Annotated in this window: 14 protein-coding genes and 1 riboswitch; of the genes, 2 read left to right on the top strand and 12 right to left on the bottom strand. The window is 35.9% G+C overall.

Annotated features, from left to right (window positions below; all coding sequences use genetic code 11):
* Window positions 1-156: 156 nt before the first annotated feature.
* From efp to CW357_RS13250, 4 genes are read right to left on the bottom strand one after another with little or no spacing between them, the layout of a single operon-like run.
* On the bottom strand, window positions 157-714 hold the full coding sequence (gene efp / locus CW357_RS13265; RefSeq protein ID WP_119416319.1) for an elongation factor P: 558 nt from the start codon (window positions 712-714) through the stop codon (window positions 157-159).
* Window positions 715-738: 24 nt separating this feature from the next.
* Window positions 739-1,800 carry a M24 family metallopeptidase gene (locus tag CW357_RS13260; RefSeq protein ID WP_119416320.1) on the bottom strand — a complete coding sequence of 354 codons (1,062 nt, stop codon included), beginning with the start codon at window positions 1,798-1,800 and terminating at the stop codon, window positions 739-741.
* Window positions 1,801-1,806: 6 nt separating this feature from the next.
* Entirely contained in the window at window positions 1,807-2,247 is a 441-nt protein-coding gene (aroQ, locus tag CW357_RS13255; RefSeq protein WP_119416321.1) for a type II 3-dehydroquinate dehydratase, read from the bottom strand.
* A 51-nt stretch (window positions 2,248-2,298) separates the two neighbouring features.
* A complete protein-coding gene (locus CW357_RS13250; RefSeq protein WP_147414510.1) occupies window positions 2,299-2,778 on the bottom strand; it encodes a hypothetical protein in 480 nt (159 codons plus the stop codon).
* A 146-nt stretch (window positions 2,779-2,924) separates the two neighbouring features.
* On the opposite strand from CW357_RS13250, the gene CW357_RS13245 reads away from it, so the two are divergent.
* Window positions 2,925-3,821, top strand: a complete 897-nt coding sequence (locus CW357_RS13245; RefSeq protein ID WP_124218298.1) for a DUF1385 domain-containing protein — start codon at window positions 2,925-2,927, stop codon at window positions 3,819-3,821.
* A gap of 16 nt (window positions 3,822-3,837) precedes the next feature.
* On the opposite strand, the gene CW357_RS13240 is transcribed toward CW357_RS13245, so the two are convergent.
* From CW357_RS13240 to CW357_RS13225, 4 genes are all read right to left on the bottom strand, one after another.
* A complete protein-coding gene (locus tag CW357_RS13240) occupies window positions 3,838-4,185 on the bottom strand; it encodes a hypothetical protein (RefSeq protein ID WP_119416323.1) in 348 nt (115 codons plus the stop codon).
* 122 nt (window positions 4,186-4,307) lie between these two features.
* A complete protein-coding gene (locus CW357_RS13235; RefSeq protein ID WP_119416324.1) occupies window positions 4,308-4,904 on the bottom strand; it encodes an HAD-IA family hydrolase in 597 nt (198 codons plus the stop codon).
* Window positions 4,905-5,100: 196 nt separating this feature from the next.
* Window positions 5,101-7,665 carry a vitamin B12-dependent ribonucleotide reductase gene (locus tag CW357_RS13230; protein WP_119416325.1) on the bottom strand — a complete coding sequence of 855 codons (2,565 nt, stop codon included), beginning with the start codon at window positions 7,663-7,665 and terminating at the stop codon, window positions 5,101-5,103.
* A 174-nt stretch (window positions 7,666-7,839) separates the two neighbouring features.
* The gene (locus CW357_RS13225) at window positions 7,840-8,673 is read right to left on the bottom strand and encodes a lipoate--protein ligase family protein (protein WP_119416326.1); all 834 of its coding nucleotides are present in this window, start codon (window positions 8,671-8,673) and stop codon (window positions 7,840-7,842) included.
* 107 nt (window positions 8,674-8,780) lie between these two features.
* On the opposite strand from CW357_RS13225, the gene CW357_RS13220 reads away from it, so the two are divergent.
* Window positions 8,781-9,161 carry a rhodanese-like domain-containing protein gene (locus CW357_RS13220; RefSeq protein WP_119416327.1) on the top strand — a complete coding sequence of 127 codons (381 nt, stop codon included), beginning with the start codon at window positions 8,781-8,783 and terminating at the stop codon, window positions 9,159-9,161.
* A gap of 416 nt (window positions 9,162-9,577) precedes the next feature.
* On the opposite strand, the gene gcvPB is transcribed toward CW357_RS13220, so the two are convergent.
* From gcvPB to CW357_RS13200, 4 genes are all read right to left on the bottom strand, one after another.
* Window positions 9,578-11,056: an aminomethyl-transferring glycine dehydrogenase subunit GcvPB gene (gene gcvPB, locus CW357_RS13215; RefSeq protein WP_124218291.1), complete on the bottom strand. Its 1,479-nt coding sequence runs from the start codon at window positions 11,054-11,056 to the stop codon at window positions 9,578-9,580.
* Entirely contained in the window at window positions 11,049-12,398 is a 1,350-nt protein-coding gene (gene gcvPA / locus CW357_RS13210; protein ID WP_124218290.1) for an aminomethyl-transferring glycine dehydrogenase subunit GcvPA, read from the bottom strand. The genes gcvPB and gcvPA overlap by 8 nt, the downstream gene beginning before the upstream one ends.
* A 24-nt stretch (window positions 12,399-12,422) precedes the next feature.
* On the bottom strand, window positions 12,423-13,523 hold the full coding sequence (gcvT, locus tag CW357_RS13205) for a glycine cleavage system aminomethyltransferase GcvT (protein WP_124218289.1): 1,101 nt from the start codon (window positions 13,521-13,523) through the stop codon (window positions 12,423-12,425).
* Window positions 13,524-13,762: 239 nt separating this feature from the next.
* Window positions 13,763-13,858: riboswitch (glycine riboswitch) on the bottom strand.
* 150 nt (window positions 13,859-14,008) lie between these two features.
* Window positions 14,009-14,521, bottom strand: a complete 513-nt coding sequence (locus CW357_RS13200; RefSeq protein ID WP_119416331.1) for a shikimate kinase — start codon at window positions 14,519-14,521, stop codon at window positions 14,009-14,011.
* Window positions 14,522-14,526: the final 5 nt, after the last annotated feature.

The following is a 14,526-nucleotide window of genomic DNA, read 5'->3' as shown; positions in this document are numbered from 1 at the left end:
TCTAACGAAAAAATATGCGATAAGAGTAGATTCCCTCATCGCATATTTTCAATTTAAAAAAACTAAGGGGAATTGCATATCGCAATTCCCCTTTTTATGAGCTGAAACAAACTATGCCTCAGCATCCTTATTTTTTCTACTGTTGTGCTGATTTAATTAAGCACGAGAAACGTAAGAACCATCAGAAGTGTTGATGACTAATTTATCGCCTTCGTTAACGAAGAATGGTACGTTTACAACTAAGCCAGTTTCAAGAGTTGCTGGTTTAGAACCACCAGTTGCAGTATCACCTTTAATACCTGGTTCAGTTTCTGCTACTGTAAGTTCTACTGTATTTGGAAGATCGATACCAAGGATTTCACCTTCGAACATCATGATGAATACTTCCATGTTTTCTAGTAAGAATTGTAGTTCATATTCTAATTGTTCTTTTGTAAGTTCAATTTGTTCGTATGATTCCATATCCATGAATGCATATGAATCACCTGAAGCATATAAATATTGCATTTTACGAGTATCGATTTGTGCTTTTTCTACTTTTTCACCAGCACGGAAAGTTTTTTCTGCAACGTTACCATTACGTAGGTTACGTAATTTTGAACGTACGAAAGCAGCACCTTTACCTGGTTTTACGTGTTGGAATTCGATAACTCGGAATAGGTTACCATCAACAAGAATTGTTAATCCTGTTTTAAAATCATTTACTGAAATCATTTCTAAATATCCTCCAATATTAAATTATAAGATGATTAATTCTTTAGGGGCATGAGTTAATTTTTCATTGCCAGTCGCTGTAATAAGCGTATCATCTTCAATACGTACGCCACCAATACCTGGTAGATAGATCCCTGGTTCGCATGTTACGACCATTCCTGGTTCTAATACTACACTTGAGCGCATTGATAATGCAGGACCTTCATGTACTTCTAAACCAATCCCATGGCCAGTTGAATGACCAAATGCATCTCCATAGCCATGTTTCTTAATATAATCGCGTGCAACTGCATCCGCTTCAATGCCCGTCATACCAGGCTTAAATTGTTCAAGTCCAAGTAATTGAGCTTCTAAAACAATTTGATAAATTTCTTTTAGTTGATCAGCAGGTTCACCAACAGCAACTGTACGTGTTGTATCAGAGATATAGCCATTGTATAAAGCACCATAGTCTAAAGTGACTAAATCACCTTTTTCAATTATTTTATCAGTTGCAACGCCGTGTGGCAATGCTGAACGCAAACCGGAAGCAACAATGGTGTCAAATGAAGATGAAGTAGCACCAAGTTTTCTCATGAAGAATTCCATTTCGTTAGAAACTTCAAGTTCTGTTCTTCCAGGTTTGATAAACTGAATAATATGTTCGAATGTGGCATCCACAATCTCACAAGCGACCTTAATAATTTTAATCTCTTCTGGACTCTTTATCAAGCGAATATTTTCAACAATTCCAGAAACGCCCACTAAATCAGCTGAAATTAGCTTAGAATAGATTTCATACATTTCAAAGGTTACGTTATTTTTTTCAAAACCAAGTGTTTTTATACCCATCAATTGTACTTGGTTAGCGATTTCTTGCATAATCGTACCTTTGTTTTCAACAATACGATATCCTTTTACCTGTTCGCTAGCTTGCTCTGTATAACGAAAATCTGTGATAAACACAGCATCATTAAGCGATACAATCGCAACACCTGTTGTTCCAGTAAAACCTGTCATATAACGACGATTGTAATCATTGGTGATTAATAATGCATCCAAGTTTTGTTTTTGAAGTGCTTTACGTAATTTTTCTAGTTTTTCCATCGCTGTCTATTCCCCTCTTTCCGCTTCTAAAAACATTCGTAATGCAGCTTGATAACCGAATGTACCAAGTCCTGTGATTTGTCCTACACAAACGGGGGCAAGATACGAGTGATGTCTGAATTCCTCGCGCTTATGTACATTAGAAATATGAATCTCAACTACTGGGATATCCACACCAGCAATTGCATCTCTTAATGCAATACTAGTGTGAGTATAAGCACCTGGATTAAATACAATTCCATTTACTCCTGAATCTTCAGCTTCATAAATCCAATCTATTAACTGTCCCTCATAATTCGACTGCTTACATTCAATTGTTGCATCATATTCTTCTGCAAGCTTTTTTAGCTGTGATTCAATGTCTTGTAAAGTTTCAGAACCGTAAATTGTAGGTTCTCTTTTACCTAAACGATTCAGGTTTGGACCATTTAAAACTAAATATTTCATCCAGAAATCCCCCCAATATGTTCCTTTTCATAATATTCTTATTTTAGCACATTATTGATCGGAATTGGGCAATTTATTTCGAGAATCTAAGCTTCTAACTTTGGCGTGAAATGAGGCAGTTTCTAATATCCACAGAAGGTGTATCGCGATAATCACACTTAATGGAATTGAAAATTTATGGATATTAGGCGTTTTTTGCATATACCACTCAATTAGCCACACAAACAAAGCCGCTAACAAAATAGCTATAAAATTCATTTTAATATTTTTCATTAATTCACCTAATGCAAATAAAATTGCAATAATCACCATTATAAATATCCAAAGGATAAACCATTTAACAAGTGGATGGGCGTGATCATATACATTCAAATTTTCCGCCCAACCAATTGGTGAAAATTTTATAAATTTAAACACATGCAGTATTTTTAGCGAAAATAAAAACGTGAGAGAACTTGATAAAATAGTCCATAAATACACATAAAACCTCAAAATAACCCCTCCTTCATCAAAAGGATAGACAAAATCCAATAATAATATGCTTTCCCTAGAGCTTTCTATGAAATTTTTGGTACAATGAAAGCAGTTTTAATATATATTCTAGGAGAGCGGTGTAAATCGTGAAAAAACAATCAAATCCTCCCGTATATGGAGGACAAGCTTTGGTTGAAGGTGTCATGATGGGCAGTAGAGAACATACAGTAACTGCTATTCGTCGAAATGACAATTCTATCGAATACTTTTATGTGGCTCGGAAAGCAAATCCAAAATTAAAAAAGCTTAAAAAAATCCCTTTTATCCGCGGGATTATCGCGTTAATAGAATCAGCAGCTAATGGTTCTCAACACTTAAACTTTGCGAGTGCTAGATATGGTGTAAATCCAGGTGAAGAAGAGACAGAAGAAAAAGAAGAGGGCTCAAAACTAGAAGTATGGCTCGGTGTTGCTGCTATCGGTATTTTATCTTTCATCTTTGGAAAATTCATCTTTACGTTAATCCCAGTATTTCTTGCACAACTATTTCACACTTGGCTTCCTGGGAAAACTGCACAGATATTACTGGAAAGTGGATTTAAGCTTATTCTTTTACTAGGTTACATATATTTTGTATCATTAACACCACTGATAAAACGTGTATTCCAATACCATGGATCTGAGCATAAGGTGATTAACTGCTTTGAAAACGGGCTACCATTGACAGTAGAAAATGTTCAAGCACAATCTCGCCTTCATTATCGTTGTGGGAGTAGTTTTATGCTCTTTACAGTAATTGTAGGGATGTTCATCTATTTCTTAGTACCAACAGATCCATTTTGGCTACGAATTGTGGACCGCATCCTACTAATACCAGTTGTGCTTGGTGTAGCATTCGAGGTGTTACAAGCCACAAATGCTTGCCGTAATATCCCGGTGCTTCGTTTCTTAGGTTATCCAGGATTATGGTTACAACTTTTAACAACAAAGGAACCTAAAGACGATCAAGTAGAAGTGGCAATCGCTTCATTTAATAAGTTATTAGAAATTGAAAAGGATCCGACAAAAATCCCAGAACAAAAAGAAATGCAAGGCGCTTAACAGCACCTTGCATTTTTTATTTCTTTCGACTCCTCCACTTTCTCATACCTTTTGCTCCAAAGAAACCGACTAGCCAAAATACTAAATAATAGATTGAATATCCCCAAGCGGAACTATTTAAAAATGAAAGAATAACTATCGTAAATGCTATATAAGATACGAGTAGAGCCAAAAAAGGATTAATATTATTAGTTGCGCATGATATCCCCTGTATTAAGAATGTTAAAGGAAAAATAATGACTATCCCTAATAGAAAGAAGGATTTGTTGACATCACCTTCACCGAAAAGACCGAACATTGCTAATACAGTTAATGTCAGCATCGTAAAAGCTGGAAAGATTAAGCCAGCAATTTTATTGTACATGTGTTTCAACTCCTTGCAGTTCCTTTTATTTTAACATGAAAAGGATTACAAGAAGTATTAATATTATGAAATCTCAATATGGCTTTTAGGTCCGTTTAGAGTATTTGAAATCATATAATATATTAATGTCGAAAAGGTTCCTTTTGTTTCCCTTTGAATTTTATCCAAGTATTATTAAACTCTGCATAATCAGTAATATAGAAATCGGCTACCTCACTTTCCCCTTGGAACATACAAGTATAAATCCCTACTTTTTTAGCAGGTATTAAATCGAGTTCTCGATCACCAATTGCTAATGTTAAGTCGTATTTTCGATGTAAATATTCATAAGATGCAGGGTCTGGTTTTCTGGGGTACCCATCTTCTGGTGTCACAATTTCAGAAAAGTATTGTGCAAGATTATAGTGATGAAGAACTTTCTCTACTGTTGCTTTGTCTTTATGCGTCATAATTACATTTTGATCTGCTAGTCTAAGTACATTTTCAATATTTGCAAATGGAGGCAATTTAGAAACATCCAACTGTTCATCTTGTTTCATAAAATCTTCAATCTCTTTGCTAGTTAATTGAAAATATTCAAACGCATTAGAAAATGATATCTTCAAATGTTGTAATACTTCGTCATAACTTACATTCTTATTAATCATTTGACAAAAAAGCTTTGCATATGCTGGGTATGTATTACAAATTGTACCGTCAAAGTCCCATAATATATTCATCTTTTCAGCTCCTTTAATTATTAAAAAAGGACTGTCCCATAAGCATAAAACTTATGAGGCAGCCACCTTCTTTCTAGAACAAATATCCGCTATGAAGTAATACTCCTGCGCCGGTCGAATCAAGACTCTACCATCTATCATAAAGGGCATATCTTAAAAGGAATTTTCATACATGCCCTTTCTAATTTTGTCTATTTTATAATCCACATTTTAGTTGAGCACCACAGTTTGTGCAAGTATTACAGCCACCTAATTCTTCAACTGTCCCTTTGCGACATACTGGGCAAGTATTTCCGACTTCTGAACCAATTGTTACGTTAGTAGAACGTAGATCTTGAATAGTATCTACAAGAACAACTGGACGTTTTTCAATTACTTTTTCTTCAACTACTGTTTCATCCATATGATTCTCTTCGGCTTTTAATGTCAACACTTGAGAATCACGACTTCCATCAACATAAACTGTACCGCCTTTTGCGCCACCTTTATAAAGACGTTCATACACTTTTTGAACTTGTTCTACAGTATAACCGCGTGGGGCGTTAACAGTTTTAGAAATTGAACTATCAATCCAACGTTGAATGATACATTGTACATCTGCATGTGCTTCAGGAGCTAATTCCATTGCAGTCACAAACCACTCTGGTAGATGATTTTCGTCCGCTTCTGGATGTGCTTCTAAATATTCTTGGACAATATCTGCTTTTACTTCGATAAATTTACCAAGTCGTCCACTACGATAATAAGTAAATGAGAAGTAAGGTTCTAAACCTGTTGAGACGCCCACCATTGTACCAGTAGAACCAGTAGGTGCAACTGTTAATAGATGAGAATTACGAATACCGTTTTCTACTACTGATTGACGTATATATTCTGGCATTTTTTTCATAAAACCTGTTTCTGTGAAACGTTTACGAAGAACAGCTGTATCTTCTTCCGTTTCGCCTACTAAGAATGGGAAACTACCGCGTTCTTTTGCCAATTCTGTAGATGTTTCGTAAGCTGTAATAGCAATTGTCTTAAAGATCTCATCTACTAGGATATTACCTTCTTCAGATCCATATTCTTTTTCACAGTAGATAAGTAAATCCGCAAGACCCATAACACCTAGTCCTACACGACGTTCTCCTAGTGCTTGTACACGGTTTTCTTCAAGGAAGTATGGTGTAGCATCGATTACGTTATCTTGCATGCGTACGCCTACTCTAACTGTTTCTTTTAGTGCTTCGAAATCCACTGTTTTTGTGTCTTTCTTTGCAAACTGAGCTAGGTTTACTGCAGCTAGGTTACAAACTGAATATGGCGCTAATGGTTGTTCACCACAAGGGTTAGTTGCAACAACCTTTTGTCCATAACTTTTTGCATTTGTCATTTCATTGGCATTATCGATAAAGAAAATACCAGGTTCTGCTGAATAGGTAGCACAGATATTGATTAAATTCCAAAGCTCACGTGCTTTAATCGTACGATATGTACGAACAGCATGTCCCATAGCTTCCCATTCACGAACATCGCCACATTTATGCCATTCTTCGTTATAAATTGCCATTTCTTTTTCGTCATAAGTTTCAACTGCAGGGAAACGTAGCTCAAACTCTTTATTATCTTCAACAGCTTCCATGAATTCGTTTGTCAATGTGACAGAAATATTGGCACCTGTTAAGAATTCTGGGTTGTTAACTGTATAAGTTCCGCCATCTCTTAGTTTTGCTTCTGCATCTTTGAAAATACCCTCATTAAATCCGCCGAAACCAGGAATTGTTTTATAATTTATGATTCCTTGGTACATAGCCTTTTCTTGTTCTGTTAATGGTGTGAATTTAAGTTTTTCTTTTGCAAGACGTTTAATCTCTTCATCCTTTGTATTTTCGATTAAGAATCGCAATATACGTGGATTTTGCATTTTAGAAATAATAAATTCATAGATATCAGGATGCGTACAAGATAACATAATCATTTGAGCACCGCGACGTGATCCGCCTTGTTCTACAAGATGTGTCAATTTCGCAATATCATCTAACCATGATACAGAACCTGATGATTTACCATTTACACCACGAGCCAATGTATTACGCGGTCTTAATGTTGAACCGTTTGTGCCAACACCGCCACCTCTACTCATAATTTCCATTACTTGTTTACGGTGATCACTTATTCCTTCACGTGAATCAGCAACAAATGGCATTACGTAACAGTTAAAATATGTAACATCCGTACCGGAGCCTGCTCCATAAATAACTCGTCCGGCAGGGATGAAGTTTAAATTTACAAGCTGTTTATAAAATTTTTGATACCATTCTTTACGTTTTTCTTCTGTCTTTTCAACAGATGCTAAACCTGTAGCATTACGTTTAGCTATTTGTTCATAAAAGACTTCTAAAGGTTTTTCAATAACATCTAATGAACGAGAAACAATTCCTGAAGCTTGTTCTTCTGGATCATCAATTGCACTACGATAGTCTTCCTCGATTAAGATTTTTGCTTTTTTAGTTGTTTCATCGATTGAAACGATATAACCAAGTCCACGAGCAGGGAACTTCGGATCTGCCTTTACTGTTAAAACAACAAAATCCCCAGCTTTTAACGTTTTCTTTTCAGTATCTTTAAAAGAATAACGGTCAATCATCACAAGTCTAGATACACCTTTATGAGTAATATGCATATCCTCTGTGATGGAATGAACTTGAGGAAATTGTTGAATGTCTTTGTTTAATTGTTTAATGTCGATTGTCTGATGATGATGTTGCGATGCAAGTACCATACCATCCGCCCCCTATTCTTATAGCAAAACACAATATATAGTATATTTACATTTAAATACGATACTATATATTGATTAGAAAAGCAAATGGTCTTTTTTTTCAAAGAACGTTGTTATATCGCGTTTTTTAGGATTTTTCGTCTTTTTACCACAAAAAATAAGACTAAAAACCTACTATTTTCTGAAATTCCATTCATCTGTTGCATACTTTGTTTTTGCAAGATTTTCAACAAAATCCTTTTGTTCTTGTGTCAATTCATAAGGGATCAACTCAATATGAAGAGCATCTTCAAATCCCTTGTGGAATGCTTTAGTACAAGTTTCTACATCTACTCTTCGATTTGCTAATTGATTGATAGCCACTGCTTTTTGTGGTAAATGTTTGCGCATGCGTTCCTTCGATGCGTCTGATGGAAAATTGAAAAGTGATATCAATTTTTCATCATCTAAATCGATTAAAATAGCACCGTGTTGTAAAATTACGCCTTCTTGTCTAGTTTGTGCACTACCAGCGACTTTCTTTCCTTCTACAACAAGTTCATACCAACTAGGAGCATCAAAGCAAACTGCACTTTTTGGATTCTTTAAAATATCTCTTTTTTCTTCTGTATCAGGAATAGAGAAATACGCATCTAAGCCTAAATTTCTGAACCCTAATAATAATCCCTCACTAATCACTTTATAAGCTTCAGTGACCGTTTTAGGCATATTTGGATAGTCTTCTGACACGATGACACTATAAGTTAACTCATGCTCATGTAGGACTGCGCGTCCACCTGTTGGGCGTCTGACAAATCCTAAATTCAATCTATGTAATTGTTCGAAATTGATATCTTTTTTTGCTTGTTGAAAATATCCGATAGAGAGTGTTGCAGGATTCCATTCGTAAAATCGAATTACTGGTGGAATTAAACCTTTACTATGCCAATGTAGAAGCGCTTCATCTAGAGCCATATTATATGCTGGACTACATGGACCTGAATTAATAAAATACCATTTATTTGTCATTTTATCGTCTCCCTTTTATATCAACTTTTCTATTTTAACAAAGTCATTGGACTATCGCTAGTTCTTCTTTTATAATATTATTTATAGATAGAAAGGGGTAAGGCAACTTGAGTTGGTTATATACAATATTAATCATCCTTGGCGTAATTATTATTTACGCACTAATTAACGCATTACGCTTAAAAAAAGCAGTAATTACTTTAAATGAAGAAGAATTTAAAAAAGGTTATCGTAAAGCGCAACTAATCGATGTTCGCGAATTAAAAGAATTTGAAGGTGGACACATTTTAGGTGCTCGTAACCTACCAACAACTCAACTTCGCAACCGTTATCATGAGCTTCGCCCAGATAAACCGGTTTATCTTTACTGCCAAAATGCTGGCCGTAGCGCACGTGCTGCATTATTTTTAAAGAAAAAAGGATACAATGAATTGTATCAATTAGAAGGCGGCTACAAAAACTGGCACGGTAAAATTAAAGTCAAATAGTTTTCTTCTAAAAATATGAAAGTCATTTCAAATATGAAATGGCTTTCTTTTTCTTTTTAGAATTAGTTGAACCATTTATATATTCAGTAAAAAGTAATATTTTTTATATTTTGAATTAAAACTTTAACTTGAAGAATCGCTCTCCTGAGATCCTCATTAGTACTAGGCATTTCCATTTTAAGCATAATACTGCTCTTTCATACGCAATTAGTTAAGATTTTATTTCCCACTTCATTTCCTGGGTATATATAATAGGAAGAAACTCCATTTTTTCGATTTTATTTCTCTTTTCAAATTAAAATCCAGGAATTTCGACATACTAAAGGAACTATAAAATTCAATAAAAAGACGATTCATCTCCAATATGATTATCGGAGTGAATCGTCTTTACTTTCAGATTAAATCGATTATTCTTTTTATACTTCTACCGTTTCATTTGGTTTTACATATTTCAAAACTGGATGGCGTGCAGCTCGTGTTTCATCTAAACGGCTTATTACAGTCGTATGAGGTGCTTCTTGTACGATTTCAGGCGTTTCTTCTGCTTCTTTTGCTATTTGAATCATAGCATCACAGAAAGCGTCTAGCGTCTCTTTAGATTCAGTTTCTGTTGGTTCTATCATTAACCCTTCTTCCACATTTAATGGGAAGTAAGTTGTTGGTGGATGATAACCAAAATCCAACAGTCTTTTTGCTATATCGAGCGTACGGACTCCTAGTTTTTTCTGGCGACTTCCACTTAACACAAATTCATGTTTACAATGACGATTGTATGGCAATTCGTAATATGGTTGTAAACGACGCATCATGTAGTTTGCGTTGATCACTGCGTTTTCAGTGACAGCTTTTAAGCCATCAGGGCCCATTGAACGAATATAAGTATATGCACGTACATTGATACCAAAGTTACCATAGTAAGGTTTTACACGCCCGATAGATTGAGGACGGTCATAGTCAAATTGATAGCCATTTTCTGTTTTAACTAGAACAGGCTTTGGAAGGAATGGAATCATATCTTCTTTTACACCTACAGGACCTGAACCTGGGCCTCCACCACCGTGAGGGCCGGTAAATGTTTTATGCAAGTTCAAATGTACACAGTCAAATCCCATATCACCTGGTCTTGCTTTAGACATAACAGCGTTTAAATTTGCCCCATCATAGTAAACTTTACCGCCAACGCCATGAATAATTTCTGCAATTTCAAGGATATGTTCTTCAAAAAGACCTAAAGTATTAGGATTTGTTAACATTAATGCTGCCGTATCAGGACCAACAACTTTGCGTAAATCCTCTAAATCTACTAAGCCATTTTCATCTGATTTCACAGTGACGATGTCAAATCCAGCAACATTTGCAGATGCTGGGTTTGTGCCATGTGCTGAGTCTGGAACGATAACTTTTGTACGACCAGTTTCTCCATTTGCTTCATGGAAAGCACGGATCATCATTAGCGCTGTCCATTCCCCATGAGCACCAGCTGCAGGTTGCAATGTTACTTCAGCCATTCCGGTAATTTCAATCAGATGTTGTTGTAAGTCATACATGAGCTCTAAAGCACCTTGAACTGTTTTTTCATCTTGCAATGGATGTATATTAGCAAAGCCTGGGAATCTTGCAACATTTTCATTGACTTTTGGATTATATTTCATCGTACAAGAACCAAGTGGATAGAAACCAGAGTCTACACCATGATTGCGACGAGATAGTGCAGTATAATGACGCATAATATCTAATTCTGAAAGCTCTGGAAGTTCAGCTTCTTCTGTACGAATAAACTCAGAAGGTAAGATAGTTGATAGTTCTACTTCCGGTACATCTACTTTTGATAAGCTATAGCCTACACGGCCTTCTTTAGATAATTCAAAAACAAGTGGTTGGTTTTCTTTATGCATGTTGTAGAGCCCCCATTTCTTGCACGAGTGCGTCGATTTCTTCTTTTGTACGTTGTTCAGTGACTGCAATTAGAATATGATTTTCAAGTTCAGGACTCACTTTTCCTAAATCAAATCCACCAATAATATTTTTTTCGAATAATGCATCATTTAATGCTTGAACAGAGCCTTCCACTTTGACAACAATCTCATTGAAATGTGGTCCTTTGAAAGGAACTTCAAATCCCGCATTTTCAAAGGCTTCTTTAGCGTAATGTGTTTTTAAAATATTTTGTTTAGCCATTTCTTGGACGCCTTTTTTACCTAGTGCAGTCATTGCTACAGATGCAGCTAATGCATTTAAAGCTTGGTTTGAACAGATATTCGATGTTGCTTTTTCACGACGAATATGTTGCTCACGTGCTTGTAGAGTAAGTACATAACCACGACGTCCATCTTCATCAACTGTTTCACCGACTAATCTTCCAGGCACTTTACGCATTAGTTTCTTTGTTGTTGCAAAGTAACCGCAGTGCGGTCCGCCAAAGGCTTCTGGAATACCAAAAGGTTGCGCATCTCCAACTGTAATATCTGCATCCATTTTACCTGGTGGAGTTAAAATAGCTAGAGCTAGAGGATTAGCTGATACGATAGAAATTCCCTTTACTGCATGAATTGCATCAGAAATAGCTTGAACGTTTTCAATTTGACCATAGAAATTAGGATATTGAACCATAACTGCTGCAGTATCATTATCAATCAAGTTGTTTAGAGCATCTAAATCCGTAACACCATCTTTTAGTGGAACATTCACAACTTCGATTGATTGACCGTATGCATAAGTTTTCACAACATCTAGCGCGATTGGATGAACAGCATCTGATACTAGTATCTTTTTACGTCTTGTTTGTCCTGCTGCCAACATACCAGCTTCGGCAAGAGCAGTTCCACCATCATACATAGAAGAGTTTGCAAGGTCCATGCCTGTCAATTCAGCAATCATTGTTTGGAACTCAAAGATTGCTTGTAGTTCACCTTGTGATATTTCTGGTTGATATGGTGTATAAGCTGTATAAAATTCTGAACGAGAAATAACATGGTCTACAATTACGGGTTTGTAGTGGTCATATACACCTGCACCTAAAAACGATACATATTCATCACTATTTGCATTTTGTTTTGCAAGTTGCGCCAATTCCTTTAATAATGCTGATTCCGATTTTGCAGGTTTTAGATTTAATTCACCTTTAAATCGAACTTTTTCTGGGATGTCTTCGAACAATTCATCAACAGACGAAACGCCAATCACCTTTAGCATTTCTTGCTGATCTTGTTCAGTCATTGGTAAATAACGATGTTTCATGCAGTAAGCCCTCTCTTCTTTTCCCTATTTTTGGCGTTTATAAAACGGTGTTTCAACCGTTTTTACTTTCAAACGACGATTTCGTATTTCAACTTCTAATTCTTGCCCGATTTCAGCGTATTCACTTTTAATAAGTGCTAAACCGATATTACGTTTCGTCAATGGTGATTGTGTACCTGTTGTTACTTCACCTATCTCTTCATCACCTTTAAACACTTTATAACCATGGCGAGGAATTCCTTTGTCAATCATTTCAATCCCTACACTTTTACGCGCTACCCCGTTCTCCTTCTGAGCTACTAGAGCTGCTTTACCATTAAAATCTTCTTTGTTCAATTTCACAACAAAGTTAATACCTGCTTCAAGCGGGGAAATGGTACTTGACAATTCTTGACCGTATAGCGGAAGACATGCTTCAAATCTCAAAGTATCACGCGCCCCTAAACCACACGGAATTACACCTTCCGCTTCGCCTGCACTTAAAATAATGTCCCAAAGTGCAACTGTCGCTTCATTTGAAGCGTATATTTCAAAACCATCTTCGCCAGTATATCCTGTTCGAGATACTAATGTATCATATCCCTTAATGACTACATGTTGTTTCAGACGGAAAGGCTTTATATCCTGTAAATTAGTTTCGGTCAATCTCTGTAAAACTTTTTCAGCTAGTGGGCCTTGGAGTGCTAATTGTCCAAATTCTGATGAACGATTTGTCAGTTCTACATTTCCAAACAATTGTTTGTTCATCCACTCGAAATCTTTTTCAATATTCGCAGCGTTCACGACCAATAGGTAGCGATTTTCTGCAAGTTTATATATAAGTAAATCGTCTACAACACCGCCATCTTCATAGCACATTGTTGTATATTGAGTTTGATCAATTGCCACTTTGGAAACATCATTTGTCACAAGTTTTTGTAAATAAGCTAAACTTTCTGAACCTTCAACAAAAATTTCTCCCATATGTGAAACATCAAATAATCCAGCTTTTGTGCGAACTGCTTCATGTTCAGCTTTAATAGAGGAGAATTGCACTGGCAAATCCCATCCGCCAAAATCAATTGTTTTCCCACCATACTTTTTATAAGATTCAAATAATGGTGTATGCTTTAAATCCGTTCCCATGTACTTCCTCCTAATAAATATAATTTAACCAGCTACCACAGCCCCGATGAGACAACCCTATTTACTTTAGCCAAACTCTAACTTGTTGCCAAAGTATATAATGATTTTAAATGTCTCTCCCATTTCAACAAAAAAAGGACAGAGAAACCCCTTATAAGGATTTCTCTGTCCATGCACCTGAAAGTTTAACCATTACGGCTGGCCTCTTTGGTGGCTAATAATAGCGCTCTCCAGAGTTGCGTCCCGTACGAGTCTTTTTGCCTGAGAGATTCATAGTATTTTACTACTTGCTCCTTCGGCGATGCATTCAATGCATTCTCTCCCCGTACAATCATCCGCCCAAGAATAATCATCTTGATATTATTCACATATCAATGTTCTATAACAGGATTGCTTGATTACATCCTAACATTGAATGAAATAACTTGCAATATTTTTTATAAACATCTTTAAAAAGCGAATTATAACAGTATGCAGACAAAAAATTATTCGCCTTTTAATCTATTCACCTGATATGCTGCATATTCTACAATCTGTCTTAAAGACCGTCCTTCTGTACGAATTGTAATATGTGCTGAACTTTTATAAAATCTCCTACGCTGATAATATAAATCTTCTAACTCTTTTTTAGTTGAACGCTGGACAATGGGACGATTTTTGTCTTTATGAATTCTCTTCCAAATATCAGGAAATGTTGCGTCTAAAAATAATACTAGACCTGTTTGTCGCATTATTTTACGATTTTCTGCATTAACTGCAACTCCTCCACCAGTTGAAATAATGCAAAATTCATCTCTGAAAGTAGTTAAAAATTCCGTTTCTATTTTTCGGAAATAGGCTTCACCTTTTTGTTCAAAAATCTCAGGGATTGTCATTTTTTCCCGTCGTACGATTTCTTTGTCCATATCATAGTAAGGCATTCTTAAATAATAACTGAGTCTTCTGCCAATTGCACTTTTCCCACATCCCATATAGCCGACCAAATATACTTTTCTCATCTTCT

Origin of the sequence: Rummeliibacillus sp. TYF005 (assembly GCF_003844195.1) — a bacterium.
Lineage (GTDB): Bacteria > Bacillota > Bacilli > Bacillales_A > Planococcaceae > Rummeliibacillus.
The sequence above is the reverse complement of the archived record's forward strand: the minus strand, read 5'-3'. Positions and strand labels throughout refer to the sequence as shown.

Coding starts and splice junctions, on each gene's coding strand:
- gcvPA (WP_124218290.1), bottom strand. CDS start 12,398: ATGAAACATCGTTATTTACCAATGACTGAACAAGATCAGCAAGAAATG.
- CW357_RS13235 (WP_119416324.1), bottom strand. CDS start 4,904: ATGAATATATTATGGGACTTTGACGGTACAATTTGTAATACATACCCA.
- aroQ (WP_119416321.1), bottom strand. CDS start 2,247: ATGAAATATTTAGTTTTAAATGGTCCAAACCTGAATCGTTTAGGTAAA.
- CW357_RS13240 (WP_119416323.1), bottom strand. CDS start 4,185: ATGTACAATAAAATTGCTGGCTTAATCTTTCCAGCTTTTACGATGCTG.
- gcvT (WP_124218289.1), bottom strand. CDS start 13,523: ATGGGAACGGATTTAAAGCATACACCATTATTTGAATCTTATAAAAAG.
- CW357_RS13225 (WP_119416326.1), bottom strand. CDS start 8,673: ATGACAAATAAATGGTATTTTATTAATTCAGGTCCATGTAGTCCAGCA.
- gcvPB (WP_124218291.1), bottom strand. CDS start 11,056: ATGCATAAAGAAAACCAACCACTTGTTTTTGAATTATCTAAAGAAGGC.
- efp (WP_119416319.1), bottom strand. CDS start 714: ATGATTTCAGTAAATGATTTTAAAACAGGATTAACAATTCTTGTTGAT.
- CW357_RS13200 (WP_119416331.1), bottom strand. CDS start 14,521: ATGAGAAAAGTATATTTGGTCGGCTATATGGGATGTGGGAAAAGTGCA.
- CW357_RS13260 (WP_119416320.1), bottom strand. CDS start 1,800: ATGGAAAAACTAGAAAAATTACGTAAAGCACTTCAAAAACAAAACTTG.
- CW357_RS13245 (WP_124218298.1), top strand. CDS start 2,925: ATGATGGGCAGTAGAGAACATACAGTAACTGCTATTCGTCGAAATGAC.
- CW357_RS13230 (WP_119416325.1), bottom strand. CDS start 7,665: ATGGTACTTGCATCGCAACATCATCATCAGACAATCGACATTAAACAA.